The sequence below is a fragment of the Lentzea alba genome, from assembly GCF_047445655.1.
In the GTDB taxonomy this organism is placed as follows: Bacteria; Actinomycetota; Actinomycetes; order Mycobacteriales; family Pseudonocardiaceae; genus Lentzea; species Lentzea alba_A.
Genome location: NZ_JAJAEG010000043.1, coordinates 34,953 through 59,923 on the forward strand (window position 1 = coordinate 34,953; position 24,971 = coordinate 59,923).

Genomic DNA, 24,971 nt, shown 5'->3' on the forward strand with positions numbered 1-24,971 from the left:
CCTTCTCAGGCGCCTCTCAGATCCCTCAGCAAGACTGCCCCCATGCGCATCCTCGTTGTCGATGACGACCGGGCGGTCAGGGAGTCACTCCGCCGCTCGCTCCAGTTCAACGGCTACCAGGTCGAGACGGCCGGAGACGGCATGCAGGCCCTGGAGTCGGTGACCGCCGCCAGGCCGGACGCCATGGTCCTCGACGTGATGATGCCGCGGCTGGACGGTCTCGAGGTGTGCCGGCGGCTCCGCAGCACCGGTGACGACCTGCCGATCCTCGTGCTCACCGCGCGCGACGCCGTGAGTGACCGGGTGTCCGGTCTGGACGCCGGTGCCGACGACTACCTGCCCAAGCCGTTCGCGCTGGAGGAGCTGCTGGCCCGCCTGCGCGCGTTGCTGCGCCGCGCCGCTCAGGACATCGACGCCGCGCAGCAGTCCGCCGCAGTGCTCAAGTTCGCCGATCTGGAGCTGGACCCCTCCACGAGGGACGTCCGCCGCGGCGAGCGGTCCATCAGCCTCACCCGCACCGAGTTCGCGCTGCTCGAGCTCCTGCTGGCGCACCCGCGCCAGGTGCTCACGCGCAGCCGCATCCTGGAGGACGTGTGGGGATACGACTTCCCGACCTCGGGCAACGCACTCGAGGTCTACGTGGGGTACCTGCGCCGCAAGACGGAGGCGGAGGGCGAGCCGAGGCTGATCCACACGGTGCGGGGGGTGGGCTACGTCCTGCGGGAGACGCCTCCGTGATCTTCGAACCCCAGGGACGGCTGCAGAGGGCGTCGCTGCGGGCTCGGGTCACCTGGCTCGCGGCGTTCTGCGTCGCCGGGGCCGTCGCGTTGGTGTCGTTCGGCGCGTACATGGTCGTCCGCAAGAGCGTGTACGACGCGCTCGACGAGGGCCTTCGCACTCGTGCCGTGACCGTGACGAAGGGCGCGAAGATCGACAGCCCGGACGAGGTCCAGAACTACCCGGCGGCGTTCCTCGCCGCCGGTGACGTGAAGATGGGCCTGCTCCTCGCGGACAGCGGCCAGATCCTCTACCCGAAGGACACCGATCGCCCGCCGACGGTCCCGGAGGCGTGGGAGGTCGCGCAGGGCGAGCGCAGCGAATACGTGTGGACCGACCACCGCACCGAGACGCGGGTGATCGCGGCCAGGTACGGCGACGAGCGGGCGATCATCATCGCCCAGTCCATGGTGCCGCAACGCACCACTTTGGCGAAGCTCAGCGTGGTCCTGCTGCTCATCGGCGGTGCCGGCGTGCTGCTCGCGGCCATCGCGGGCACGGCCGTGGCTCGCACAGGTCTGCGGCCGGTGCAGCGGTTGACCGAGGCCACCGAACGGGTCGCGAACACCGGTGACCTGACGCCGATCCCGGTGTCGGGCGACGACGAGCTGGCTCGGTTGACGCACAGCTTCAACGCGATGCTGGGCGCGGTCGCCGAGTCGCAGGAACGGCAGCGCCGCCTGGTCGCCGACGCGGGCCACGAGCTGCGCACCCCGTTGACCTCCATGCGCACCAACCTGGAGCTGTTGCTGGCGTCGGAACGTCCGGATTCGCCCACGTTGTCCGAAGAGGACAAGCGGGAGATCCAGTCCGACGTGCGCGCCCAGCTCGACGAGCTCACGACGCTCATCGGTGACCTGGTCGAACTCGCCCGTGAGGACGCACCCCAGGTCGTCCAGGAACCCGTCGACCTCGTCGAGGTGGTAGAACGGTCGTTGGACCGCGCGCGCCGACGCGCCTCGAACGACGTGACGTTCGACGTGCAGCTGCAACCGTGGACACTTCTGGGTGATTCGAGTGCTCTAGAGCGCGCGGTGCTGAACCTCCTCGACAACGCGGTGAAGTTCAGCCCGTCGGGCTCGGCGGTGCGGCTGAACCTGCGTCAGGTGGGCGACGGCAGCGCCGTGGTGGAGGTGGCGGACGCGGGCCCCGGTATCGCGGATGCCGATCTACCTCACGTTTTCGAGCGGTTCTACCGTTCGTCCGAGGCGCGGACCCTGCCGGGTTCCGGCCTGGGACTCGCCATCGTCAAGCAGGTGGCACAACGGCACGGCGGCACGGCCACGGCGGGCAGAGCCCCCGAGGGTGGGGCCCTGTTCACGTTGCGCCTACCCGGACGTCCGTAAGGTGGGGCGTGTGAGTCATCGCGTGAACGACGATTCTTCGTCGACCTGGGAGACGACGCCTCCCGCCGAGGACGGCCCTGAGCGCACCACGCGCTTCTCCACCTCCAGGTCGTCTTCCTCCTCGTACGAGGACTCTTACGAGGACGACCCGGCGCCGAGGTTCTCCAAGAAGAAGGCGAAGAAGAAACAGCCGTTCTGGAAAGAGCTGCTGGTCATCTTCAGCGTTGCGCTGCTGCTGACCGTCGTCATCCAGACGTTCGTCGCGCGCGTGTTCGTCATCCCGTCGGCCTCGATGGAGACGACCCTGCACGGCTGCACGGGCTGCGTGAACGACAAGGTGCTGGTCGAGAAGATCACGTACCTGTTCCGCGACCCTCAGCCGGGCGACGTCATCGTCTTCCGCGGCCCACCGAACTGGACCGGCGGCAAGGAACCCCCGAACTTCGTCGTCGGCACGCTGCAGGACCTCGGCTCGATGGTGAACCTGTCCGAGCCCAGCGGCACGGACTTCATCAAGCGCGTCATCGCGGTGGGCGGTCAGACCGTCGAGTGCTGCGACGACCAGGGCCGCGTCCTGGTCGACGGCAAGCCGCTGGACGAGCCGTACCTGAACTTCGGCGGCGGGCCGCGGCAGCAGGACTCGTTCGAGAAGGTCACCGTGCCTGCGGGCAAGCTCTGGGTGATGGGCGACAACCGCAACAACTCGTCGGACTCGCGCAAGCACGGCGATCCGACGCCTGCGGATGGTGCGATTCCGATCGCCAACGTCGTGGGCAAGGCTCGGGTGATCGTGATCCCGGTCGGGCGTTGGGGCACCATCTCGGACTACAACCCGCAGACCGGCGGCAAGTAGCCCCCTGCAAGACATGCCATGAGGGTGACTCTCATAGACCTCAGGTCCATGAGAGTCACCCTCATGGCAATTCTGGCTGGCTGAGGGTCAGCCCTTTGTCGAGCCCAGGGTCAGGCCGCCCACGAACTGGCGTTGGAGCACGAAGAAGACGACCAGCGTGGGTAGTGCCACAAGCAACGACCCAGCCGCAATCAGGTTGTTGTCGGTGAAGAACGTCCCCTTGAGGTTCTGCAACGCCGACGTGACCGGCATCTTGTCCCCGTCCTGAATCAACACCAACGCCCACAGGAAGTCGTTGTAGATCCAGGTGAACTCCAACGTCGCCAACGCCGCCAGCACAGGCCGGCACAACGGCAGCGTCAACTGCCAGTACTGCCGGAACACCGAAGCCCCGTCCACCCGAGCAGCCTCAGTCAGCTCGTACGGAATGGTCTTCATGTAGTTGGACAGCACGAACGTGCAGAACCCGGACTGAAACGCGATGTGGATCAGAACCACACCGATCGGCGAGTCGATCAGCGACCCGCTCTCGCTGATCCACTCCGGCACCTCGATCAGCCGGTACAACCGCCACAGCGGCGTCACGATCACCTGCTGCGGCAACAGGTTGCCCGCGGTGAAGATCATGAGCAGCAGCAGGTTGAACTTGAAGCTGAACCGGGACACCCCGAACGCCACCATCGAGCTGAGCAGCAGGGTGATGATCAGCGCCGGGACGGTGATCAGGAACGTGTTCCAGTAGAAGTGCGGCAGGTCGCCGATCTCCCACGCCTTCGCGAAGTTCTCGAACGTCAGCGACTTCGCGATGGAGAAGTAGCCGTTGACCGAGGTGTCGTCGTACGTCCGCAGCGACGCGTAGACCGCCCACAGCAGGGGTGCCAAAGTCATCAGGCACGTCAGGATCAGGAAGGCGTGCAACGCGATCCTGGCCGGGGTGACCGTCCGCTTCTTCGAGACAGGAACCGGCGCCGTGGGCCGTTCCAGCGTGGCCGTCACGACCGGTTCTCCTTGCTGAACGTCTGGTACAGGTACGGGATGATGACGCCGAGCGAGATCGTCAGCAGGATCACCGCGACCGCGGAACCTCGGCCGATGCGCGAAGCCTCACCGATGATGTTGTCGGTCACCAGCACCGACAGCAGCTCGAGTCCGTTGCGTCCCTTGTTGATGACGTACACGATGTCGAACGCGCGCAGCGCCTCGATCACCGTCACGACCGCGACCACGATGTTCACCGGCTTCATCACCGGGAAGGTGACGCGGAAGAACGTCTGCGTCGCCGAGGCGCCGTCCAGTGCCGCCGCTTCCTTCAACGCCGGGTCCACCGACTTCAAGCCCGCCAAGTACAGCAGCATGATGTAACCGGTGTGCCGCCACGCCGCCGCGACCAGCACCGCGTAGAGGTTGATGTCCGAGTCGCCGATCCAGTCGACCGGGTTGTCGTTCAGGCCCAGCACCGCGTTCAGCAGGCCGCCGTCGGGCGTGTAGATCAGTTGCCAGATGAAGCCGATCAGCGCGAGCGACAGGACCATCGGCATGTACAGGGCGCTCTGGTAGATCCGGCTGCCCCTGATCTCGCGGTCCAGCAGCACCGCCAGCAGCAGGCCCGCGCACGTCGGCACGATGAGCAGGAACGCCAGCCAGATCAGGTTGTGCTGCACCGCCGGCCAGAACCGCGGGTACTCGGTGAAGATCTCGACGTAGTTGGAGACACCGATCCACTCGATGTCCTCGAACCCGCCGATGCCGTTCCATCTGCTGAACGACAACGCGACTGAGCCCAGCGTCGGGATCCACACGAACAGCAGGTGCACGATCGTGGGGACGCCGAGCATGAGCCCCAGCACCAGTTTGTCCGTGCCCGCGAGGGCGGTGGCACGCTTCCTCGTACGCCGACGAGGCGGCGGCCCGTCTGGGGCCACCGCCTTCGGCTTCTCCTGCAACGCGGTCACTTGAAGATGTTCTTCGCCTGATCAGCCATGCCCTTGAGCACGGAATCGATGTTGTTCGGGTCCTTGATGAACTCGATGAGGCCGTTGGTGGCCGCCTCGCTCGCGAAGCCGGGGTCGGTGTCGCGGTCGAGGAACTGCGTGATGTGCTTGGCGTTCTTGATGGTGTCCGCGACCTTCTTCTGCAGCGGGCTGTAGCCGGACTGGTCCGCCTTCTGGTTGGTCGCGACCGCGGTCGGGTCGGCCTTCAGGTAGGCGAGCTGCGGCTCGGCCGAAGACAGGTACTCGAGCAGCTTGATCGCGCCGTCCTGGTTCGACGGCTTCTTTGCCAGCATGTAACCGTCGATCGGTGCCTCGACCGTGTCGGTGCCGTGCTGCGGGTTGATCTCCGGGAACGGGAAGAAGTCGAGGTCTTCCTTCTCGGCGTCCGGGAACTGCTGGCCCACGAACGCGCCCAGCAGGTACATGCCGGACTTCTTCTGCTGCAACGACTGCGCGGCTTCCTGCCACTCACGGCCCAGCGCGTTCTCCTGGTGGAACGGCAGCAGCCGCTTCCAGGTGTCGAACACGTCCTTGACCCGCTTGTCCTGCCAGTCTTCCTTGCCCGCCAACAGGTCCACGTGGAACTGGTAGCCGTTGGTGCGGAAGTTGAGCTGGTCGAACGTGCCCATGCCCGGCCAGCCCTGCTTCTGCGCGAAGGCGATCGGGATCAGGCCGTCGGACTTCATCTTGGTCGCGAGCGCGACCAGTTCGTCGAGCGTCTTCGGGACGGCGTAACCGCGCTCCTGCCACACGCTCTTGCGATAGAACATGCCCCACGCGTACTGGGTGAACGGGATGAAGTACTGCTTGCCGTCCGAACCCGTGGACGCCTGCTTGAGCGCGTCGGAGTAGCCGCTGCCGACCTTGCCCCACAGGTCCGTGAGGTCGCCGGTGAGGCCCTGGTCGGCGAAGAACCGCATGCGGTATCCGGCGAACCAGGCGAGCACGTCGTCCGGCTTGCCCTGCAGGTAGTTGTTGATCTGCTCCTGGTACTGCTCGTGCTGCTTGGTGTTGATCGTGACGGTCAGGCCGCCGGAGTTCTTCTCGAACGCCTTGACGGCCGCGGTGATCGCGTCCTTCGGCACCTGGTCGGACAGGTTGTTGCCGAAGGTGACGACCTTCGAGTCACCGCCTGAGCCAGAACCACCGCCGCACGCCGCGAGTCCGCCGGTCGCGGCCACGCCGGCGCCGGCCAGCATGATCCGCAACAGGGTCCGCCGGTCGAGTTGCGGTAACGGAGAGGAACCGGACGCGTACCGAACCATCATCGCTCCTACAGGTGACACTCGCTCGTGCGAACCGAACAGGACTCAAACAAAGTTGCGCACAATGTGGTCCCAGTCATACATCCTGTCAAGTCCCGTTACGCAGCTGTTAAACCCGTGCGCAGCCGGTTTCCCGGCCAATCCCGGTCCTGGTACCGGTCAACCGCCGAACAGACCCAAACGCAAAGTTGTGTTTGCTTGTGTTGACGTTGGGGGTTGTTGTCGGCCACGCTTGCCGCCGTGACGACTTGGCCAACAGGTATGCCGGGGCTCGGCTGGGGTGCCGACTACAACCCCGAGCAGTGGCCTGAACACGTGTGGGCCGAGGACGTCGAGCTGATGCGGCGGGCCGGGGTCAACCTGGTCAGCGTCGGGATCTTCAGCTGGGCGAAGATCGAGGTCAGCAAGGGTGAGTACCGGTTCGAGTGGCTCGACAGGGTGCTCGACCTGCTGCACGCCGGCGGAATCCGCGTGGACCTCGCGACCGCCACCGCCGCGCCCCCGCCGTGGCTCACCGCCCAGTACCCCGAGATGTTGCCCGTCCGCGCGGACGGCGTGCGGCTCTCGCACGGCTCACGGCAGGCGTACTGCCCGTCGTCGCCGATCTACCGCGACCGGGCGACTGCGTTAGCCGCGGAGATGGCCTCGCACTACCGCGACCACCCCGGGCTGGCCGCGTGGCACGTCGGCAACGAGTACGCGTGCCACGTGCAGCGGTGCTACTGCGACACGTGCGCCGCGTCGTTCCGCGAGTGGCTGGCGGCCCGCTACACGCTCGACCAGCTCAACGACGCGTGGTCCACGGCGTTCTGGAGCCAGGGCTACACCGACTTCGCGCAGATCCTGCCGCCGCGCGTCACGCCGACGTTCTCGAACCCGGGGCACGTGCTCGACTACGACCGGTTCTCCGACGACGCGATCCTCGAGCTGTACAAGGCCGAGCGCGACGCGTTGCGGATGATCACGCCGGACGTGCCGATCACCACGAACTTCATGGTCAACTGGACCTTCGGCGCGCTGGACTACTGGAAGTGGGCGCGCGAGGTCGACTTCGTCTCGAACGACCACTACACCGAGGCCCAGTCGCCGGAACGGCACATCGAGCTCGCGATGTCGGCCGACCTGACCCGCGGGCTCGCCGGTGGCAAGCCGTGGCTGCTGATGGAGCACTCGACGTCCGCGGTGAACTGGCAGCGGCGCAACATCGCCAAGCTGCCGGGGGAGATGCGGCGCAACTCGTTCCAGCACATCGCGCGCGGCGCGGACGGAGCGTTGTTCTTCCAGTGGCGGCAGTCGCGCGGCGGTGGCGAGCGCTTCCACTCGGCGATGGTGCCGCACGCGGGCACCGAGACGAAGGTGTACCGCGAGGTGTGCCAGGTCGGGGCCGAGCTGGCGAAGGCGTCCGGCGCTGTCGGATCCACTGTGGACGCTTCGGTCGCGATCCTGTTCGACTACCAGTCGCGGTGGGCGTTGCGGCAGAACGCGCACCCGACCCAGGACTTCGACTACCTGAAGCACGTGTTCGGGTACTACAAGGCCTTGTGGCAGGCCGGGGTCACGGTCGACTTCGTCGCGCCGGGCACGAACCTCTCGGCGTACTCGATGGTCGTCGTGCCGGCGTTCTACACGGTGTCCGACGCGCACGCTGACGTTGTCGCGGACTACGTGGCGGGCGGCGGTCATGTCGTGGTCACGTACTTGTCAGGTGTTGCCGACGAGCACACGCGCGTGCGGCTGGGCGGTTACCCCGGTGCGTTCCGGGACGTGCTCGGCGTGTGGTCCGAGGAGTTCTTCCCGCTGCGGCAAGACGAAACCGTTTCGTTGACTGACGGGTCAACCGCGTCGCTGTGGACGGAACATCTGCACGTCAGGACCGCTGACATCGTTGCCTCCTATGCCGATGGGCCGTTGCCCGGCGTGCCCGCGGTGACACGCAACGCGTTCGGCAACGGTGTCGCCTGGTACGTGGCCTGCGACCTCGACGAGGACGGTCTCGGCCGAACGGTGGAAAACGCGCTTTCCAGTGCGGGCGTTGAGGTGTCGCCTTCGGAGATTGAGCTTGTGCGGCGCAGGGGCGACGTATCGTGGCTCTTCGCCGTCAACCACACCGACACCGACGCGCAGATCGAGGCGTCCGGTGTCGACGTGTTGTCCGGCGTACAGGTCTCCGGACGCCTCACCGTGCGAGCCGGGGACGTAGTCGTCCTCAGGGAAGAGGTGTGAGGTGCTGGCACGTCAACGGCAAGCGGTCATCATCGAGGAAGTCCGGCGGACCGGCGCGGTGCGCGTGAGCGACCTGGTCGTCCGGCTCGGCGTCTCGGACATGACCGTGCGCCGCGACCTCGACGTGCTCGCCTCGCGCGGCCTGGTGGAGAAGGTCTACGGCGGTGCGACGTCCGTCGTGGGTCGTTCCACCGACGAGCCCGGGTTCGAGGCCAAGTCGGTCCGGCAGCTGCCCGAGAAGGAAGCGATCGCCGCGCTGGCGGCGGGTCTCGTGCGCCCTGGGACGGCCATCGGGCTGTCGGCGGGCACGACGACGTGGACGCTGGCCCGGTTCCTGGACGACATTCCGGACCTGACCGTCGTCACGAACTCGATCCGCGTCGCGGACGTGCTGCAGCAGAGCGGGCGCACCGACCGCACGGTGGTGCTGACCGGTGGCGTGCGCACGCCGTCCGACGCGTTGGTGGGCCCTGTCGCCGTGCAGGCGCTGCGCTCACTGCACCTGGACGTGGTGTTCCTGGGCGTGCACGGCATGGCCGAGCGCTCCGGCTTCACGACCCCGAACCTCAACGAGAGTGAAACGGACCGCGCGCTCGTCGACGCCGCCGGGCGGGTGGTCGTGGTCGCTGACCACACGAAGTGGGGCACCGTGGGCATTTCCACGATCGCCGATCTCGACGAGGCGCACGTGCTGGTGACCGACGAGGGTCTGCCGGACGACGCGCGCGCGATTCTCACCGAGCAGGTGGGCGAGTTGGTGTTGGCTCATGTACCGGGAAGCGGCGAGGAGTTGGCGTGAGGCGTACCGCGGGCAAACTGGCGGACGGCCGGGAGATCATCTACTTCGACGACAGCGCTGAGGCACCACCGCGAACCGCGGTGGACACACGGGATCTGCCCGTGACGCAGCCGATGTCCGAAGTGCGGCTGGACCCCTTGACCCGCGAGTGGGTCGCCATGGCGGCTCATCGTCAGACCAGAACCTACAAACCGCCGGCGGATCTCTGTCCGCTGTGCCCCTCGACGCCCGGTCGGCCGACGGAGATTCCCGAGGCCGACTACGACGTCGTCGTCTTCGAGAACCGCTTTCCCTCGTTGGCGCAGAACGTGCCCGACGTCCCGTCCACTGTGGATGGTGAGCCGCTGTTCGCACGGGCGCCGGGGCGTGGGCGTTGTGAGGTCGTGTGCTTCACGTCCGACCACAACAAGTCGTTCGGCGAGCTTTCGGCGTCGCGCGTGCGGACTGTCGTTGACGCGTGGGCGGACCGCGTGGAGTTCCTGTCCGGACTGCCTGGCGTGGAGCAGGTTTTCCCGTTCGAGAACCGCGGTGAAGAGATCGGCGTGACGCTCTCGCACCCGCACGGTCAGATCTACGCGTACCCGTTCGTGACGCCTCGCACCGAGCGGATGCTTGAGGCTGCACTGGAGTACTACGCGGCGAACGGTCGGCCGTTGTTCGGTGATGTGTTGGAGGCCGAGCTACGCGCGGGCGCGCGCGTGGTGGAAGAGTCGGCCCACTGGGTGGCCTTTGTGCCGGCCGCTGCGCGCTGGCCCGTCGAGGTCAACCTGGCGCCGCGTCGTCAGGTGGCGGACCTCGCCGGCCTGTCCACTGTGGAGCGTGACGACTTCGCTTCGTTGTACCTGAAGGTGTTGCACCGGCTGGACGCTTTGTACGACCGGCCGTTGCCGTACATCGCGGCCTGGCACCAGGCGCCGGTGAACGTCGGGCGGGAAGAGCTCTGGCTGCACCTGCAGGTGTTCTCGGTGCTGAGGACCAAGGACAAGCTGAAGTTCCTGGCCGGTTCCGAGTCGGGCGAGGCAGTGTGGATCAACGACGTGACGCCGGAGCAGATCGCGGAGCGCCTGCGCACGCGCTGAAGAACCCTCACAGAGCTCCAAGGCTGGTCTAAGGGTTCTCTCAGGACGGGCCGAGAGACTATGGCCATGACCGAGAGCAACCAGCCAGCGCAGCAGCCGGACCAGCCCCACTCCGTGCCGCCGACCGCCGGTCAGACCGACTCCGGTGCGCGGGAGCAGGGCCCGCAGCTGCCGGAACCCGGCCAGCCGGATCCTTTGCAGGGGGGATCCGGCCAGGCTGGGGCTCACCACGCCCCTGCCGGCTTGGGCGACGTGCCCACCTCTTTCTCTTCGGCCCAGCCGCAGGTGCCCTCACCTGACGCGGGTCAGGCGCAGCTCGGCGGGTCCGGACCCGGCCAGCAGCTTCCTCCTCCTGGGTCCGGCCAACCTCACCCGCTCGGTCCTGGAGCTCAGTTCGGTGCTGAGCCCACCGCGACGGGTCAGTACTACCTCCCGCCCGGTTACCAGCCGCCGCCCGTTCCGCCGCGTCCCAAGGGTCGCGGGAGGGTCGTGGCAGGCGTCGCCGCACTCGTGCTGGCCGTGGGTGGCGTCTCCGGTGGCCTCGGCGGCTACCTGGGCTACACGTTCGCGAACGAGTCGTCCGCCGTGAGTTCCCTCGACACGCCGCGCCCCGCCTCGCAGACGAGCAACAGCCCGGCCGGCTCGGTCGAGGACGTGGCGAACAAGATGCTGCCGTCCGTCGTCCAGATCCAGGTCGTGACGCGGACCGGCGCCGGCGAGGGTTCTGGCTTCATCATCTCCAGCAACGGCCAGATCGTGACGAACAACCACGTCATCGAGGGTGCGGCTGCCGGTGGCGACATCAAGGTCGTCTTCCAGGACGGCAAGACCGCCTCCGCCAAGATCCTCGGCCGCGACCCGAGCTCCGACATCGCCGTCATCCAGGCCGACGGCGTCTCCGGGCTGCCGATCGTCCAGCTCGGCAACTCCGGCGACCTGAAGATCGGCCAGGGCGTCGTCGCGATCGGCTCGCCGTTCGAGCTCTCCGGCACAGTGACCTCGGGCATCGTCAGCTCGCTGAACCGCCCGGTCTCGGCCGGCGGTGACGCCCGCAACTCGCAGGCGACCGTGCTGAACGCCATCCAGACCGACGCCGCGATCAACCCCGGTAACTCCGGTGGCCCGCTGGTCAACATGTCGGGCCAGGTCGTCGGCATCAACTCCGCGATCTACAGCCCCAACCAGTCCGCGGGCCAGGCGGGTTCCGTCGGCATCGGGTTCGCGATCCCGATCGACCAGGCCCGCCGCACCGTCGACGAGATCGTGAAGACCGGCAAGCCGAAGCAGACCGTGCTGGGCGTGAAGGTCGAGTCGACCGAGCAGGGCGCCAAGATCTCGGAGATCACGCCTGGTGGCGCGGCCGAGAAGGCCGGGCTGAAGGCCGGTGACGTGATCACCAAGTTCGGTGACCGCCGGATCGACGAGTCGGACACGCTGGTCGCCGCGGTCCGGTCGAAGGCTCCTGGGGACAAGGTCACGATCACGCTGTCCGACAACCGGACGGTGGAAGCCACCCTCGACGGCGTCGAGGTGGGATAGGTCGGGGGACGCCTGTCTCGGACAACCGCCGCCCGTCCGAGCCAGGCGTACGACCCGAAGGACCGGCCCTGTGCGCACCTGCCCCGCACACAGGGCCGGTCTCTTTTCGTTTTCTTACGGTTCGGGCCGGGTGCGCCGCCGTGGCTTAGCGTTGAGGTGTGGTGGAACGCGTGCTGGTCGTCGATGACGACACGACGGTGCGGGACGTGGTGCGCCGGTACCTCGAACACGCCGGGTACGAGGTAGAGCTCGCCGGGGACGGTGAGCAGGCGTTGCGGTCGATGGCCGCGCACGAGCCGGACATCGTGGTGCTGGACCTGATGCTGCCCGGCATCGACGGGCTGGAGGTGTGCCGGCGGATTCGCGAGCGCGGCAGCACGCCCGTGGTGATGCTGACGGCGCTCGGCGAGGAGGAGGACCGCATCGCCGGGCTGCAGATCGGCGCGGACGACTACGTGACGAAGCCGTTCAGCCCGCGCGAGCTGGCGTTGCGCGTGTCGTCGGTGCTGCGGCGGGCCAACCGGGCCTACGAGCCGCGAACGGTGCGAGACGGTGGTCTGGTGCTCGACGTGGCCGCGCACACGGCGACGCTGGACGGGATGCCGCTGCAGCTGACCACTCGCGAGTTCGACCTGCTGGCGTTCTTCATCGGCAACGCGGGCAAGGCGTTCGGACGGGCCGAGCTGCTGGAGCGGGTCTGGGGCTGGCAGTTCGGCGACCAGTCGACCGTGACCGTCCACGTGCGACGGTTGCGGGAGAAGATCGAGGAGGACCCGGCCAAGCCACGCCGGCTGAGCACTGTCTGGGGCGTCGGATACAGGTATGACCCATGTTCGATCGACTGAGCCGCGTCTCGCTGACCACCGTGATGACCGTCATGGTCATCGTGCCGGTGGTCGCGACCATCGGTGGCGTGCTCGTGGTCAGCAAGTTCATGTTCACGCCGATGCTCAACGCCGCTTTGACGGCGTGCGCCGTGGTCGCCGTTGTCACCGTGCCGTTCTCGATCATGCTCGGCCGGGCGATCGCGCAGCGGACCATGTGGGAGCGTGAGGCAGAGGCGGCGCGGCGGCAGCTGGTGGCGTGGATCAGCCACGATCTGCGGACTCCGCTGGCGGGTATTCGGGCGATGACCGAGGCTCTGGAGGACGGGGTCGTCTCGGAGCCGGGCGAGGTCGCCGTCTACGCCAAGCAGATCGCCTTGGAGGCCGACCACCTGTCGAAACTGGTGGACGACCTGTTCCAGCTCTCGCGGATCACCGCGGGCGCGCTGAACCTGACGCTGCACGACGTGCGGCTGGCCGACGTCGTGAGCGACGTGGTCGCAGCGTCCCGCCCCGTCGCCCAGCGCAAGGGCGTGCGGCTGCGCGCCGACGCTCGCGAGTGGCCGGTGGTGCGCGGGTCAGATCCGGAACTGATGCGTGTTGTTCGAAACCTTGTGTCCAACGCCATCCGCCACACACCGGAAGGCGGCACGGTGGCCGTCCAGGTCGATGTGGACGGAGGCGACGCGGTGGTGCGGGTGGACGACGAGTGCGGTGGCATAGCTCCTGACGTGCTGCCCCAGGTGTTCGACGTGGGGTTCCGCGGTTCGTCCGCGCGCAATCCGGCGGGCGCCGGACTGGGGCTCGCGATCGCGCGTGGCCTGGTCGACGCGCACGACGGCCAGATCGGTGCGCAGAACCACGGTCCTGGCTGCCGCTTCGAAGTCAGACTCCCGCTACGGTGATCGGTATGGAACGCAGCGCGCAGCGCCTTGGCCGCGCTTTGGTCGTGATCGTGGACGACCGGGTGGCGCACGGCGAGCAGGACGACAACTCCGGACCTCTCGTCACCGAACTGCTCGAAGAAGCCGGCTTCATCGTCGACGGCACCGTCGCGGTCGAGGGTGAGGTGGTCGACATCCGGGCCGCGCTCAACACGGCCGTCATCGGCGGCGTCGACCTCGTGGTGACCGTCGGCGGCACTGGTGTGTCCCCGCGCGACGTCACGCCCGACGCCACGCAGGGTGTGCTCGACCGGCCGATCCACGGCATTGCTGAGGCGCTGCGTGCGTCTGGGCTGGCCGCTGGTGCGGTTGATGCCGGGATCTCGCGTGGGCTTGTCGGGGTGTCGGGGAGCACGCTTGTCGTGAACTTGGCCGGGTCTCGGTCGGCTGTTCGCGATGGGATGGCGACTCTTTCGGCGTTGGTGCCGTATGTGATCGAGCAGTTGAGTGGTCTTGACGAAGAGTGACCAAGAAGCGTGACGAAGAAGAGCGATGATGCTCGGTCGGCTGACGACGACGCTGCTTTGAAGCGTCGTCGTCGGTTGGCTGAGGTTTTTGGGGATGTTCTGCCTGAGACGACCTCGGATGAGCGTGGGGGCTCTGGGGACTCTGGGGTGGGTTCTGAGGCTTGGTATCGGGAGAATCGGCCGCCGCATCACGGAGGTTGAGGCGATCCGCGGCCTGGCGGGTGGTCGCCTTGCGGGCGGCGAGTTCACCTTGCGTGCTTCCCCTGGGGGCTCTGTCCCCAGACCCCCTGCCAATCTGATCAGGGGGCCAGCGCCGCGGGCGGGTTGATGGCACACCTGCTGCTTTGGACGGCTTGCTGTTGCGTAGCGGACCACACGGAAAAGCATGCCTCGGCTTCGCCATCGGGGCGGCTCGCCTGCGGCATCGCCATCGCGTTGGGACCGGTACCCCGGCCGCGCACTCTGACTGTGGCGGCCGGGGGTGCTGTTCGTGTTGTGCTGCTAGATCTTTGGGCCGCGCACGTCGGTTGACTGCTGCGGCGGCTGGTTCTGCTGTGAGGCCAGCAGGTCGCGGATCTGGATCAGCAGTTCTACGTCCGTGGGCTCGGACGGGCCCGGCTCCTCGCCCTTCTTGCGGCGTTCCTTGATCTTGTTCATCGGGAGCACGAAGACGAAGTACACGACGGCTGCGACGATCGCGAAGTTGATGAACGCGGTGATGAGCGCACCGAAGTCCATCTTCGTCTTGTTGTTGGCGTCTAGGAGTTGGTACGTGAAGCCCTCGACGTTGTTGCCGCCGAACAGCGCCACTAGCGGGTTGATGATGCTCGAGGTGAACGCGGTGACGATCGATCCGAACGCGGCGCCGATGACCACGGCCACGGCCAGGTCGATGACGTTTCCGCGCATCAGGAAGTCCTTGAAACCCTTCAGCATCAGCGGAGAGTAACGGCTAAGGCATGATCGAGTGACGCTGCGGCCACGCGAGTTGCGTTGCGTCTCGGCAACGTCAGGACAACGACTTGCCCGCGTGTCTCGCGGACGGAGGCGTCCTCGGCGAGGACCTCGGCGGTGGCGGACACCACGTCTACGCGGCTGCCCACTCGCATGGAGTCCGCCAGGCCCTGGTCAGCCAGCCGGACGGCAACGGAGGCTAGATCTGAGGCGCCGGAAGAGAGATCGAAGTCTGTTAGCGGGACGCCTGAGCGGGCCGGGCTGGTCAACGTTCGGCCCACCACGTCGTCGGTGCCCGTGAACGCGCCCGACACGGGTGCGGGCAGGGACACCACGCGGATGTCGGCGGCGTCCAGCGGGACTCCGGCCGGTAGGTCGCGGGAGGCGACTACGGCGGGATGGCCTACGTCGGGCCAGAAGGTCGTGGACGCGGCTAGCAAAGCCAGTGCCAGGGCCAGGAAACGGCGCCATGCGGCGGAAGGGCGGCGGCGGAGGAGGGTGCGGAGGCGGTCGAGGTGGGTGCCGGAAAGAGTCATGCCCCGACGGTAGGACCGCCGGGGCATGTCAAAAGGGGCTCAGCCGCAAGTTGTGGACAACTCGCGATCTTCAGCTGGCTGCGGCCGCCGGAGCGCTCGTCGAAGGCTTCGAGTCCGAGGAGGACGACGAAGAGGACGTCGTCGCGGGCGTGGACGTCGTCGTGGAGGACGACGTGCTCTTGGACGCGCCCGAGCGGCTGTCCGTGCGGTAGAAACCGCTGCCCTTGAAGACGACACCGACGGCGCCGAAGAGCTTGCGCAGCTTGCCCGAGCACTCGGGGCACTCGGTGAGGGAGGCGTCGCTGAACGACTGCACAGCCTCGAACCGGTGCTCACACGCGGTGCAGGCGTACTGGTACGTAGGCACTGGGTTCGCTCCTAGATCTGGCACTCGGCTCGTGTGAGTGCCAACACGATTTTCGCTCAGATCCTTCCCGAAGTGCAAACACCCCAGGTCAAAGTCACAGCCATCGCAGGCCCACCGAGGGGGTCAGAACGCCGTTCATTCGCACGTCGTGGGGCTCGGACGGGACGTCTTCGAGCACCTCGGAATCGCGCACCACGGCCACCAGCGGGGCTTTGACCAGCGACAACGACCGGTCGTAGTGGCCCTTGCCCTTCCCCAGCCGCACCCCGGAGACCGACACCGCCAGCGCGGGCACCAGCACCAGTGAGGCTCCAGCGATCGCCGAGGCGCCGAGCCGGGGGCCGGTGGGTTCGAGCAAGCGGAAGGCGGCGGGGGTCAGGTCGGAGGCTCCGGTGTGGACGGCCCAGTCGAGTGGCGAGTCGCCCGTCACGATCGGTAGCAGCACGCGGCAGCGCAGGCCGTCCAGCCACGACGCGTCGCCGGGCTCCGAGCCGACCGGGAGGAAGGCGCACACCGTCTGATCAGGACGAACGTCCAGCGCGGCCACGTGTGCCGCCAGCGCTGCGGCTTCCAGAGCGCGGTCCTCTGCGGAAACCGCACGGCGCGCGGCCAGCAACCGTGAACGCAGCGTGGCCTTCCGGTCACGAAGATCGGACGTCATGGTGGGTATCCCTCGGTATGTCGTTAGCATCGCTGCCCATGAGCAGCGCCTTCCACACCGCTATCGTGCCCGCGGCCGGTTTGGGCACCCGTTTCCTCCCCACGACCAAGGCCGTGCCGAAGGAGTTGCTGCCGCTGGTCGACACCCCTGCCATCGAGTACGTGGCCAGGGAGGCGGCGGAGGCGGGCGCGACGAAGCTGGTCATCGTGACCTCGCCGACCAAGGCGTCGGTCGCCGACTACTTCGACCCCAACCCCGAGCTTGAAGAGTCGCTGGCCGCGCGCGGCAAGGCCGACCTGGTCGAGAAGATCCAGCGGGCGCCGAAGCTGATCAAGGCCGAGACCGCGATCCAGAAGGAGGCTCTGGGGCTCGGTCACGCGGTCGGCTGCGCCGAGGGCAACCTGACCGGTGATGACGAGGCCGTCGCGGTGCTGTTGCCGGACGACATCATCCTGCCCACCGACGCGCTCAAGAAGATGGCGAAGGTTCGCGAGGAGAAGGGCGGCAGCGTTCTGCTGGCGTTCGACATCCCGCGTGAGCAGATCTCGGCTTACGGCGTGTTCGACGTTCGCGACACCGGCAACGACGACGTCAAGCAGGTCGTCGGCATGGTCGAGAAGCCGAAGCCCGAGGACGCGCCGTCGACGTTCGCCGCGGCCGGGCGGTACCTGCTCGACCGCGCGATTTTCGACGCGTTGAAGCGCATCACCCCTGGTGCGGGTGGTGAGCTGCAGCTGACCGACGCCATCGCGCTGCTGATCGCGGAAGGTCACCCCGTGCACGTCGTGGTGCACCGCGGCGGGCGACACGATCTCGGCAATCCCGCCGGATTCCTGCGGGCTGCGGTTGACTTCGCACTCAAGACCCCGGAGTACGGACCCGATCTGCGCGAGTGGTTGCGGGAACGCCTCGACAACTCCTGAGCGCGAGGACCAACACATGAGGTCAGTTGACGAGCAGCTCGCTCGGGTGATCGCGGCCGCGGTGCGGCCCGCGCCCGTGCGGGTGGCGATCTCCGAGTCGCAGGGCCTGCTCTGCGCCGAGGAGGTCGTGGCGGAACGCGCGTTGCCCGGCTTCGACCAGGCCGCCGTCGACGGCTACGCGGTGCGCAGCGTCGACGTGTCCGGTGCGAACGCCAACCCGGTGCAGCTGCCGGTCGTGGGCGAGATCCCGGCCGGCTCACGGCAGCCGCGCCGGCTGCAGCCCGGCCAGGCGGTCCGGGTCGCGACCGGTGCGCCGCTGCCGACGCTGGCGGACGCGGTCGTGCCGCTCGGCTACACCGACGGCCACCACGCCAAGGTCACGGTCAACCGCAGCGTGCCGTCAGCCGGGTTCGTCCGCCGCACCGGTGAGGACGTGCAGACCGGTGACGTCGCCGTTCGCCGTGGTGCGTCCATCGGTGCTGCTCAGGTGGGTCTGCTGGCCGCTGTCGGGCGCAACAAGGTGCTCGTCCACCCGCGTCCGCGCGTCTCGGTGATCTCGCTCGGTGAGGAGCTCGTCGACGTCGACCGCACGCCCGGTCAGGGGCAGGTCTACGACGTGAACTCGTACGCGCTGGCCGCCGCCGCGCGTGACGCAGGGGCCGAGGTCAGCAGGGTGGGCATCATGTCCGCCGATCCGCGCAGGCTGCGCGAGGTCGTCGAGGGGCGACTGCTGCTCTCCGAGATCGTCGTCATCGCCGGTGGCGTGGGCGGCGCGACCGGCGACGAGGTGCGGGCCGCGCTCGCCGACCTCGGCGACATGGACGTCACCCGCATCGCCATGCACCCCGGCTCCGCGCAGGGCTTCGGGCGGCTCGGTCCGGACGCCGTGGCGACGTTCCTGCTGCCGGCGAACCCCATGAGCGCGCTGGTCGTGTTCGAGGTGCTGGTCCGGCCGCTGATCAGGGCTGCGCTCGGCAAGAAGAACCCGTACCGCCGTGCCGTCAGCGCGCGCCTGCTGTCGCCGCTGCAGTCGACGAAGGGCCGCCGCGGCTTCCTGCGCGGCCAGCTGCTGCGCGACGCGGACAACGGCGAGTACCTGGTGCAGCCGCTCGGCACGTCCGGGGCGCACCTGCTCGCGTCACTGGCCGAGGCCAACTGCCTGATCATGATCGACGAGGACGTCACCGAGGTCTCCGTCGGCGAAGAGGTGCTGGTCAGCTTCCTAGCGCAACGTGGATGAGCGTTTTCGCCGATCTCGGTAGGCACCCCGGCTGGCCGGTCCGGCTGGGGCCTCTCCAGGTGCGCGCGGGAACCGTCGAGCTGCGCGGTCCCCGGCTCTTCGACGGCTCGAAGTGGTCGCGGCTGCGGATCCGCGACCGCGAGTACCTGGAGCGGTGGGAACCCACCGCTCAGGAGGGCTGGGACGAGCGCAACGCGACGCTGTCCTGGCCCGCCCAGTGGTCGTCGCTGCGGGCGATGGCCCGGCGCGGCACCACCATCCCGTTGATGATCTTGGTCGACGGCGAGGTCGCTGGTCAGATCACCGTCGGCAACATCGTGCGCGGCTCGTTGCGCTCTGCCTGGATCGGCTACTGGGTGGCCGCTGATCGGGCGGGCGGCGGCGTCGCAACGGCGGCCGTGGCGTTGCTCACCGATCACGCCTTCCGCGACGCTGGTCTGCACCGCCTGGAGGCCACCGTTCGGCCGGAGAACGCCGCCTCGATCCGCGTGCTCACGAAATCCGGCTATCGCGAGGAAGGTCTCTTCAAGCGTTATCTGGATGTAGCCGGCCAGTGGCGCGACCACCTCTGCTTCGCGCTCACCGTCGAAGAGGTCTCGGATGGCCTAGTGCGCCGTTTGGTCGCACGCGGAGACGCCCGTCTTCCCTGACGTTTGCGTCCGTTTGTTCTAATCGCTTCACCCAAAAGTGGGTGATACACCACACTTTGGTACGCACCGAGTTCGGCGAGCCTCCGACACTGGTGTGACTGTTGTGACTAGCGTGGTGACAGCACCACGCGTGGGCCGGGGGAGGTGAACGGGGAATGCCGAGTTCGCTGATCATCGTTGCGCTGGTCGTGGCGTGGCTGGTGGTCCTCGTTCCCATGATGGCCCGCAAGCGCCAGGAGAGTGCGCGCAGCGTGGGGGAGGAGTACGACGCCATGCCCGACGCCGAGTACGACGACATCCACGACATCGACGACGACTACTTCGACGAGGAGGAGTACGTCGAACGCCCGTTCCGGCGCGGCCGCGGTGGCTACGACCCGGAGACCGCCGCACTGGTGGCGCAGGCCAAGTACGCGTTCCGCCGCAGAGTCGTGGCGTTCCTGCTGGTCGCCGCCGTCGCGACGGGTGTGGTCGCCGGCGTGTTCTACCCGGTGCTCTGGTACGGCCACGCGGGTGTCGACATCCTGCTCGTGGGCTACCTGACCTACCTGCGCCGCCAGGTGCGGATCGAGGAGGAGATCCGCGCCCGCCGGCTCGCGCGCCTGCAGCAGGTGCGTCGCCGGCGTGCCACGGCTCCGCAGCCCCAGGTCGCGGAGACTCCTTCCGCCCCTTCGGTTCCCGCGCCCGCGGGCCCGTCGGCGGTGGAGATGGCCGAGACCACCGAGGTCGAGGTCGTCGACGAGAAGCCGGCGCTGCCGCCGTTGCCGCGCTACGAGCACTACGTGCGGCCGGGGACCATCCCGGTCGACTCCGACGACGAGGACCCGGTGTTCGTCGAGTTAGACGGACTGGAGTCGCTGCGGTACCGAGGTGCTGTCGGGGCGTAGGTGGGGGTGGTGAAAACACCCCCATCACCCCTGCTATAGTTCTCTCGTAACACCGCAAGGGGCTGTAGCACAGTTGGTAGCGCGTCTCGTTCGCATCGAGAAGGTCAGGGGTTCGATTCCCCTCAGCTCCACGTAAGAAGTAAGCCGGTGGTCATTGCGACCACCGGCTTTTTTCGTGTATGTCCGTTGTGGACGTCGGATACCTTGTGCGGGTGAACATCTCTGGGGGATTCAGAACGGTATTCGTCGTGGTGGCGGCCTTCGCGGCCGTCAGCTGCTCGTCCGGAACGCAGCAGCAGCAAGCATCCACGCAGGAGAAGTACTTCGACGTCACGGGTTTCGGGAAGCTGAAGCCCGGCATGTCCAGGCAGGACGCGCTCGCCACGGGTGAGCTCGCCGCGACCGGTGCGGGCAAGACGGGCACGTGCGAGGACTACCGGTACCAGGGCGCACCGGCACCGGACCCGAAGGAGCTCGCCGCGGACGAGGAGCTCGAGCAGAAGATCGCCGCCGCGCAGAAGGAGGCGGACGCTGCGAAGGCCGCGATCGGACCCGAGCCGGGACCGAACGCGGGCGCAGCGGAGTACGCCGCGTCGGCCGAGCGGCTCGCGGCCTCCGCGGAGGCGAGCAACAAGGTCGTCCAGCTCACCGTCCAGTCCACGGACCGCATCGTGAAGCGGGCGGAGGCACGTGAGGCCAACGGCGGCGTGATGTTCGCCGGGGACAAGATCCGGATGATCCTGCCGCCGCCGGGCGCCACGACGTCCAAGAACATCGGCAAGGGCGCCACGGTCGACCAGCTCAAGGCGGCTCACCCGAACGTCGTGGGCAAGGACGACAAGACGTTCGAGGTGCCGGTGCCCGATCAGCCGGGTTTCGTGCTGGGCTTCAGCTTCGTCGGCGGCAAGCTGGACACGTTCATGCTGTTCAACGGCGACACCACGTGCGGCTGAGCTGAACGGCGTCTTCGATAACACCGGGCTGGCCTGTGCCGATACGACTTCGACGGCCCGAGAGTGGGCACGTCTTCCCCGGTAGCCTTCCCGCATCCGCCGGCAAGTTGAGAGGCAGCCCACATGACCGAATCGTCGCCCGACAGAGTCACCGTCATCCCGCCGGAGGCACTCGCGCAGTTGAAGTCGTTTCCGCTGCACGGCGACGAACGGCTGCAGAACAAGCTCCTCTGGAAGTCTCCCAACGGTGACACGATCGTCGGGCTGATCCAGATGGCGCCGGGCGCGCGCGATGTCGGCCACAACCACCCGTCGGCCACGCAGCACACGTGGGTCATCAGCGGCACGGTCAGCATCGGTGGTGTTGAGGCCGGGCCGGGGTCGTACGCGTTCGTGCCGCCCGGCGTGGACCACGAGACCGTTGCGGGCGACGAGCCGTGCACGATGTTCTACATCTACCAACCGTTTGCGCCGGAGCACGACCACGATCACGACCACTGAAGTACGTCGAGCTGCGTAGCGCGGATACCTGCCGCGGCTGACGACCTGGGCCGCCTTCCGGAGAAGTCTTCGTGGCATGACGAAGACCGAGTTGTCCGGAGCGGCCCAGGTTGCGGTCTGGGCCCTGGTGATCGCGACCGCCGGTGTGGTGGTCCAGATCGTGGCGGGCGTCGACTTTCCGACGGTGCCGCCAGTTCTCTTCATCCAGCTGGTGCCGGCCGCGTTCGTCTACTTCGGACGGTGGCGCTGGACGTCCGCGCTCGTCGTGGTGGCGGGGCTCTTCCTCGTCGTGGGGCTGTTCGCGAGCGGGGATGCCGGCAGGCTCACGGAATCCGAGTCGCTGGGCGGCTCGATCGGACTGTGGGTGCAGATGGTCGCTGTCGTGGTCGCGATGGTGGCGGGTGTGGCCGCGCTGGTGCGGCGATGATCGCGGTCTGGACGTGCCGCGTGCTCGGCGTGCTCTTCACGGCCGCGGGGATCGTGACGTTCGTTGCCGGTGACAGCGCGGACTTCGCGCACAACACCGTGCACCTCGTGTCCGGGCTCGCGGCGCTGGGGTTCGGGTTCACCGGGTGGGCGCGGACGTTCGCGGTGGCGTTCGGTGGCGCGTACCTGGCGCTCGGGGGCGTCGGATTGGTGTTGGGGGAGCTGCACGTTGGCCCGCTGCACCTGTTGACCGGTGACCACTTGTTCCACGTCGTGCTGGGATCGACGGTCTTCCTCGCAGGGCTTCTTTCCCGATCCCGACAGGTCTCCCGCTGACAACCCGTTCGGGGTAGTGGCGCGCAATCCTCACGTCGGCATCATTTGGTGCCATGCGAGTTTTGCGCAAGTCAGTGGCACTACTAGCGATCGCAACGCTGCTCGGCGGTGGGACGGCGCAGGCGGAGACACCGATCTTCGAAGTCCAGAGTCTCGACGGGCGCGGCAACAACCGCGCCCATCCCGAGTGGGGAACGGTCGGCGAGGCGTACTCCCGGATCGCTCCCGCGCGGTACGCGGACGGCACAGGCCAACCGGTCGCCGGGCCGAACGCGCGGTACGTCAGCAACCGGATCTTCGCGGACGGCAGGCAGAACTTCCTGTCGGAACGCGATGTCAGCCAGTGGGCGCAGGTGTGGGCGCAGTTCGTGGACCACACCTTCGGGCTGCGCGAGGACACCGCGACGGACTCCTCGATCCCGTGGGACAACGCGGCGCCGCTGGAGACCGTGCGCAACGACCTCGGCTCGATTCCCATGCGGCGCAGCGGTGTTGTCGAAGGCACGTACGAGCAGAAGAACATCGTCAGCTCGTACCTCGACGGTTGGGCGGTTTACGGCGGCACGCAGGAGCGGCTCAACTGGCTGCGGGACGGCGCGAAGTTGTTGATGCCGGGCAACATGCTGCCGAGGCGCCAGGCGCGCGGCGGTGACGGATCGGACGCACCGGTCATGACCGGGCCGTTCGGGGCGATCACCACCGGCACCGGTGTCGTCGCAGGAGACATGCGCGCCAACGAGAACGCGACGATCACCGCGGTGCAGACGCTGTTCGCCCGTGAGCACAACAGGATCGTGGACCGGTTGCCGAAGAGCCTGTCCGACGAGGAGAAGTTCCAGATCGCGCGCAAGGTCGTGAGTGCCGAGCAGCAGTGGATCACCTACCACGAGTTCCTGCCCGCGATGGGCGTGCGGCTCGCCCCGTACCGCGGCTACCGGCCGGACGTGCGAACCAGTCTGGCCAACGAGTTCGCGACCGTCGGCTACCGCTCGCACAGCATGGTGCGCGGCGACTTCAAGGTCGTGACGAACGCCTCCCGGTACACGCCGCAGCAGTTGGAGACGTTGCGCGCCAGGGGAATGACCGTCACGCCTCACGGCGACAAGGTCGAGATCCAGATCCTACCGCGGCTGCTGCCGTTCAACCCGGACCTGGTCGACGAGGTGCAGATCGGCCCGCTGCTGCAGAGCTTCGGCCTCCAGCCGGAGAACCGCAACGACGAGGTCGTCGACGAGGACACGTTGCGCAGCATCATCTTCCTGATCCCCGGCTGCCAGCCGCGCTGTCTCACCGCGGTGATCGACGTGTCCGCGCTCGACGTCGAACGCGGCCGCGACCACGGCATCGCCGCCTACAACGACCTGCGCCGCGCCTACGGACTCGCGCCGAAGCCCTCGTTCCGCGCGATCACCGGCGAGGCGACGCAGGAGTTCCCGGCAGACCCGGAACTCACGCCAGGCGACGAGATCAACGACCCGGACAGCCTCGACTACGTGAGGCCCGGTGTCCGCCGCACCACCACGGCCGCGCGCCTCAAAGCGATCTACGGTGACATCGCCGGCCTCGACGCCGTCGTCGGCATGATGGCCGAGCCGCGCCTGCCCGGCAGCGAGTTCGGCGAGCTCCAGCACGCCATCTGGAAGAGGCAGTTCGAGGCACTCCGCGACGGCGATCGCTTCTTCCACGCCAACGACCCGGCGCTGCGGATCATCAAGGCCCGCTACGGCATCGACCACCGCCGCACCCTCGGCGACGTCATCGCGGCCAACACCGACATCCGCCGCGGCGACCTGGCGCACGACGTGTTCCGCGCTCACCCATCTGTGGGGTGAAGTTCGGTGAGGAACGCGGCGGCCCGCAATAACTTTCTCAACGTGAGAACTGTGGCCGCCGCGTTATTACTCGTGGCCGTCACTTCCGGCGGAGCCGCGGCCTCGACCGCGACCCCGTCCGCGAGGTGCGCGGCCGCCCGTCCTGTCGTCTCCACCACGGAGACCGCTGTAGAAGCGCGCGTACTCACCGGCTGCACGGCCGGTGAGCTCGTCGTGTTCCGGGCGATTTTCGTGGCCCGCGCCCACGGTCTGGCGTGCACCGCGGTGTCCGCCGAGCTGGAACCCGACCCCGCCCCGGTGCCGCAATGGGTCCGCGCCCGCCTCGAACTGGCCTGCGCACCCGGAGCGAAGGGACTGCTCGGCTCGCAGATCACCGTCGAGATGTACGGCCCGTCAGACGCCCGCATGGCCACCTACGGCTTCGGCGACTCCGTCACGGAGAAGAACCCTTCTGCGCGGCACCTGTGGACCGTGGAGTTCCTCGCGGGCCTCGGCGAGCTGCCGGTGCCCGTCGATCCGGCCGCGCAGACCACCGGTGGCTCAGCGGGGGAGGGCAGCTCGCGGGTGCAGTCGGACCACGCGGTCTACGACGGCTGAA

General features: G+C 67.8%; 27 protein-coding genes and 1 tRNA gene. 21 read left to right on the forward strand and 7 right to left on the reverse strand.

Annotation, left to right across the window (positions count from 1 at the left end; translation table 11 throughout):
• Positions 1-42: 42 nt before the first annotated feature.
• The 3 genes from LFM09_RS44330 to lepB are packed head-to-tail and all read left to right on the forward strand — an operon-like array spanning position 43 to position 2,976.
• Complete coding sequence (locus LFM09_RS44330; RefSeq protein ID WP_414102644.1) at positions 43-738, forward strand: response regulator transcription factor; 696 nt, start codon at positions 43-45, stop codon at positions 736-738.
• Positions 735-2,123: an ATP-binding protein gene (locus LFM09_RS44335; protein ID WP_414102645.1), complete on the forward strand. Its 1,389-nt coding sequence runs from the start codon at positions 735-737 to the stop codon at positions 2,121-2,123. The genes LFM09_RS44330 and LFM09_RS44335 overlap by 4 nt, the downstream gene beginning before the upstream one ends.
• 10 nt (positions 2,124-2,133) lie before the next feature.
• Complete coding sequence (lepB, locus tag LFM09_RS44340; RefSeq protein ID WP_414102646.1) at positions 2,134-2,976, forward strand: signal peptidase I; 843 nt, start codon at positions 2,134-2,136, stop codon at positions 2,974-2,976.
• 87 nt (positions 2,977-3,063) lie between these two features.
• On the opposite strand, the gene LFM09_RS44345 is transcribed toward lepB, so the two are convergent.
• Genes LFM09_RS44345 through LFM09_RS44355 form a run of 3 tightly spaced genes read right to left on the reverse strand, consistent with a single transcriptional unit; the run spans position 3,064 to position 6,232 of the window.
• Positions 3,064-3,972, reverse strand: coding sequence for a carbohydrate ABC transporter permease (locus LFM09_RS44345; protein WP_414102647.1), 909 nt, complete (start codon positions 3,970-3,972; stop codon positions 3,064-3,066).
• Positions 3,969-4,928 carry a carbohydrate ABC transporter permease gene (locus tag LFM09_RS44350; protein ID WP_414102648.1) on the reverse strand — a complete coding sequence of 320 codons (960 nt, stop codon included), beginning with the start codon at positions 4,926-4,928 and terminating at the stop codon, positions 3,969-3,971. The genes LFM09_RS44345 and LFM09_RS44350 overlap by 4 nt, the downstream gene beginning before the upstream one ends.
• Complete coding sequence (locus tag LFM09_RS44355) at positions 4,925-6,232, reverse strand: ABC transporter substrate-binding protein (RefSeq protein WP_414102649.1); 1,308 nt, start codon at positions 6,230-6,232, stop codon at positions 4,925-4,927. Before LFM09_RS44355 ends, LFM09_RS44350 begins: the two co-directional genes overlap by 4 nt.
• Before the next feature lie 240 nt (positions 6,233-6,472).
• On the opposite strand from LFM09_RS44355, the gene LFM09_RS44360 reads away from it, so the two are divergent.
• From LFM09_RS44360 to LFM09_RS44390, 7 genes are all read left to right on the forward strand, one after another.
• Entirely contained in the window at positions 6,473-8,455 is a 1,983-nt protein-coding gene (locus LFM09_RS44360; RefSeq protein WP_414102650.1) for a beta-galactosidase, read from the forward strand.
• Position 8,456: 1 nt separating this feature from the next.
• Complete coding sequence (locus LFM09_RS44365; RefSeq protein WP_414102651.1) at positions 8,457-9,254, forward strand: DeoR/GlpR family DNA-binding transcription regulator; 798 nt, start codon at positions 8,457-8,459, stop codon at positions 9,252-9,254.
• On the forward strand, positions 9,251-10,333 hold the full coding sequence (gene galT, locus LFM09_RS44370; RefSeq protein WP_414102652.1) for a galactose-1-phosphate uridylyltransferase: 1,083 nt from the start codon (positions 9,251-9,253) through the stop codon (positions 10,331-10,333). Before LFM09_RS44365 ends, galT begins: the two co-directional genes overlap by 4 nt.
• A 66-nt stretch (positions 10,334-10,399) precedes the next feature.
• Positions 10,400-11,872: a trypsin-like peptidase domain-containing protein gene (locus LFM09_RS44375; RefSeq protein WP_414102653.1), complete on the forward strand. Its 1,473-nt coding sequence runs from the start codon at positions 10,400-10,402 to the stop codon at positions 11,870-11,872.
• 158 nt (positions 11,873-12,030) lie between these two features.
• The gene (locus LFM09_RS44380; RefSeq protein ID WP_414102654.1) at positions 12,031-12,717 is read left to right on the forward strand and encodes a response regulator transcription factor; all 687 of its coding nucleotides are present in this window, start codon (positions 12,031-12,033) and stop codon (positions 12,715-12,717) included.
• Complete coding sequence (locus LFM09_RS44385; protein WP_414102655.1) at positions 12,702-13,601, forward strand: sensor histidine kinase; 900 nt, start codon at positions 12,702-12,704, stop codon at positions 13,599-13,601. The genes LFM09_RS44380 and LFM09_RS44385 overlap by 16 nt, the downstream gene beginning before the upstream one ends.
• Positions 13,602-13,606: 5 nt before the next feature.
• Positions 13,607-14,107: a molybdenum cofactor biosynthesis protein B gene (locus LFM09_RS44390; RefSeq protein WP_045311897.1), complete on the forward strand. Its 501-nt coding sequence runs from the start codon at positions 13,607-13,609 to the stop codon at positions 14,105-14,107.
• Between the two features lie 501 nt (positions 14,108-14,608).
• Here LFM09_RS44390 and mscL read toward each other — a convergent pair.
• From mscL to LFM09_RS44410, 4 genes are all read right to left on the reverse strand, one after another.
• Positions 14,609-15,043 (reverse strand): large conductance mechanosensitive channel protein MscL, encoded by a 435-nt coding sequence (gene mscL, locus LFM09_RS44395; RefSeq protein ID WP_414102656.1) that lies wholly within the window; start codon positions 15,041-15,043, stop codon positions 14,609-14,611.
• A complete protein-coding gene (locus tag LFM09_RS44400; protein ID WP_414102657.1) occupies positions 15,043-15,597 on the reverse strand; it encodes an SAF domain-containing protein in 555 nt (184 codons plus the stop codon). Before LFM09_RS44400 ends, mscL begins: the two co-directional genes overlap by 1 nt.
• A 70-nt stretch (positions 15,598-15,667) precedes the next feature.
• On the reverse strand, positions 15,668-15,964 hold the full coding sequence (locus tag LFM09_RS44405; RefSeq protein ID WP_414102658.1) for an FmdB family zinc ribbon protein: 297 nt from the start codon (positions 15,962-15,964) through the stop codon (positions 15,668-15,670).
• A 94-nt stretch (positions 15,965-16,058) separates the two neighbouring features.
• Positions 16,059-16,625, reverse strand: coding sequence for a 5-formyltetrahydrofolate cyclo-ligase (locus LFM09_RS44410; protein ID WP_414102659.1), 567 nt, complete (start codon positions 16,623-16,625; stop codon positions 16,059-16,061).
• 38 nt (positions 16,626-16,663) lie between these two features.
• Between LFM09_RS44410 and LFM09_RS44415 the strand changes: the two genes are divergently transcribed.
• The 11 genes from LFM09_RS44415 (at position 16,664) to LFM09_RS44465 (ending at position 24,970) form a co-directional block, all read left to right on the forward strand.
• Complete coding sequence (locus LFM09_RS44415) at positions 16,664-17,548, forward strand: UTP--glucose-1-phosphate uridylyltransferase (protein ID WP_414102660.1); 885 nt, start codon at positions 16,664-16,666, stop codon at positions 17,546-17,548.
• Between the two features lie 16 nt (positions 17,549-17,564).
• Complete coding sequence (gene glp / locus LFM09_RS44420; RefSeq protein WP_414102661.1) at positions 17,565-18,788, forward strand: gephyrin-like molybdotransferase Glp; 1,224 nt, start codon at positions 17,565-17,567, stop codon at positions 18,786-18,788.
• Positions 18,785-19,438: a GNAT family N-acetyltransferase gene (locus LFM09_RS44425; RefSeq protein WP_414102662.1), complete on the forward strand. Its 654-nt coding sequence runs from the start codon at positions 18,785-18,787 to the stop codon at positions 19,436-19,438. The genes glp and LFM09_RS44425 overlap by 4 nt, the downstream gene beginning before the upstream one ends.
• Before the next feature lie 155 nt (positions 19,439-19,593).
• On the forward strand, positions 19,594-20,325 hold the full coding sequence (gene glpR, locus LFM09_RS44430) for a gephyrin-like molybdotransferase receptor GlpR (protein ID WP_414102663.1): 732 nt from the start codon (positions 19,594-19,596) through the stop codon (positions 20,323-20,325).
• A 58-nt stretch (positions 20,326-20,383) separates the two neighbouring features.
• Positions 20,384-20,456, forward strand: a tRNA-Ala gene (locus LFM09_RS44435).
• A 117-nt stretch (positions 20,457-20,573) separates the two neighbouring features.
• Complete coding sequence (locus LFM09_RS44440; protein ID WP_414102664.1) at positions 20,574-21,278, forward strand: hypothetical protein; 705 nt, start codon at positions 20,574-20,576, stop codon at positions 21,276-21,278.
• A gap of 123 nt (positions 21,279-21,401) precedes the next feature.
• A complete protein-coding gene (locus tag LFM09_RS44445; RefSeq protein ID WP_414102665.1) occupies positions 21,402-21,779 on the forward strand; it encodes a cupin domain-containing protein in 378 nt (125 codons plus the stop codon).
• Between the two features lie 76 nt (positions 21,780-21,855).
• Positions 21,856-22,206, forward strand: coding sequence for a hypothetical protein (locus LFM09_RS44450; protein ID WP_414102666.1), 351 nt, complete (start codon positions 21,856-21,858; stop codon positions 22,204-22,206).
• Positions 22,203-22,541 carry a DUF4383 domain-containing protein gene (locus tag LFM09_RS44455; RefSeq protein ID WP_414102667.1) on the forward strand — a complete coding sequence of 113 codons (339 nt, stop codon included), beginning with the start codon at positions 22,203-22,205 and terminating at the stop codon, positions 22,539-22,541. The genes LFM09_RS44450 and LFM09_RS44455 overlap by 4 nt, the downstream gene beginning before the upstream one ends.
• A 53-nt stretch (positions 22,542-22,594) precedes the next feature.
• Positions 22,595-24,373 carry a peroxidase family protein gene (locus LFM09_RS44460; RefSeq protein WP_414102668.1) on the forward strand — a complete coding sequence of 593 codons (1,779 nt, stop codon included), beginning with the start codon at positions 22,595-22,597 and terminating at the stop codon, positions 24,371-24,373.
• A gap of 42 nt (positions 24,374-24,415) precedes the next feature.
• The gene (locus tag LFM09_RS44465; protein ID WP_414102669.1) at positions 24,416-24,970 is read left to right on the forward strand and encodes a hypothetical protein; all 555 of its coding nucleotides are present in this window, start codon (positions 24,416-24,418) and stop codon (positions 24,968-24,970) included.
• Position 24,971 lies beyond the last annotated feature (1 nt).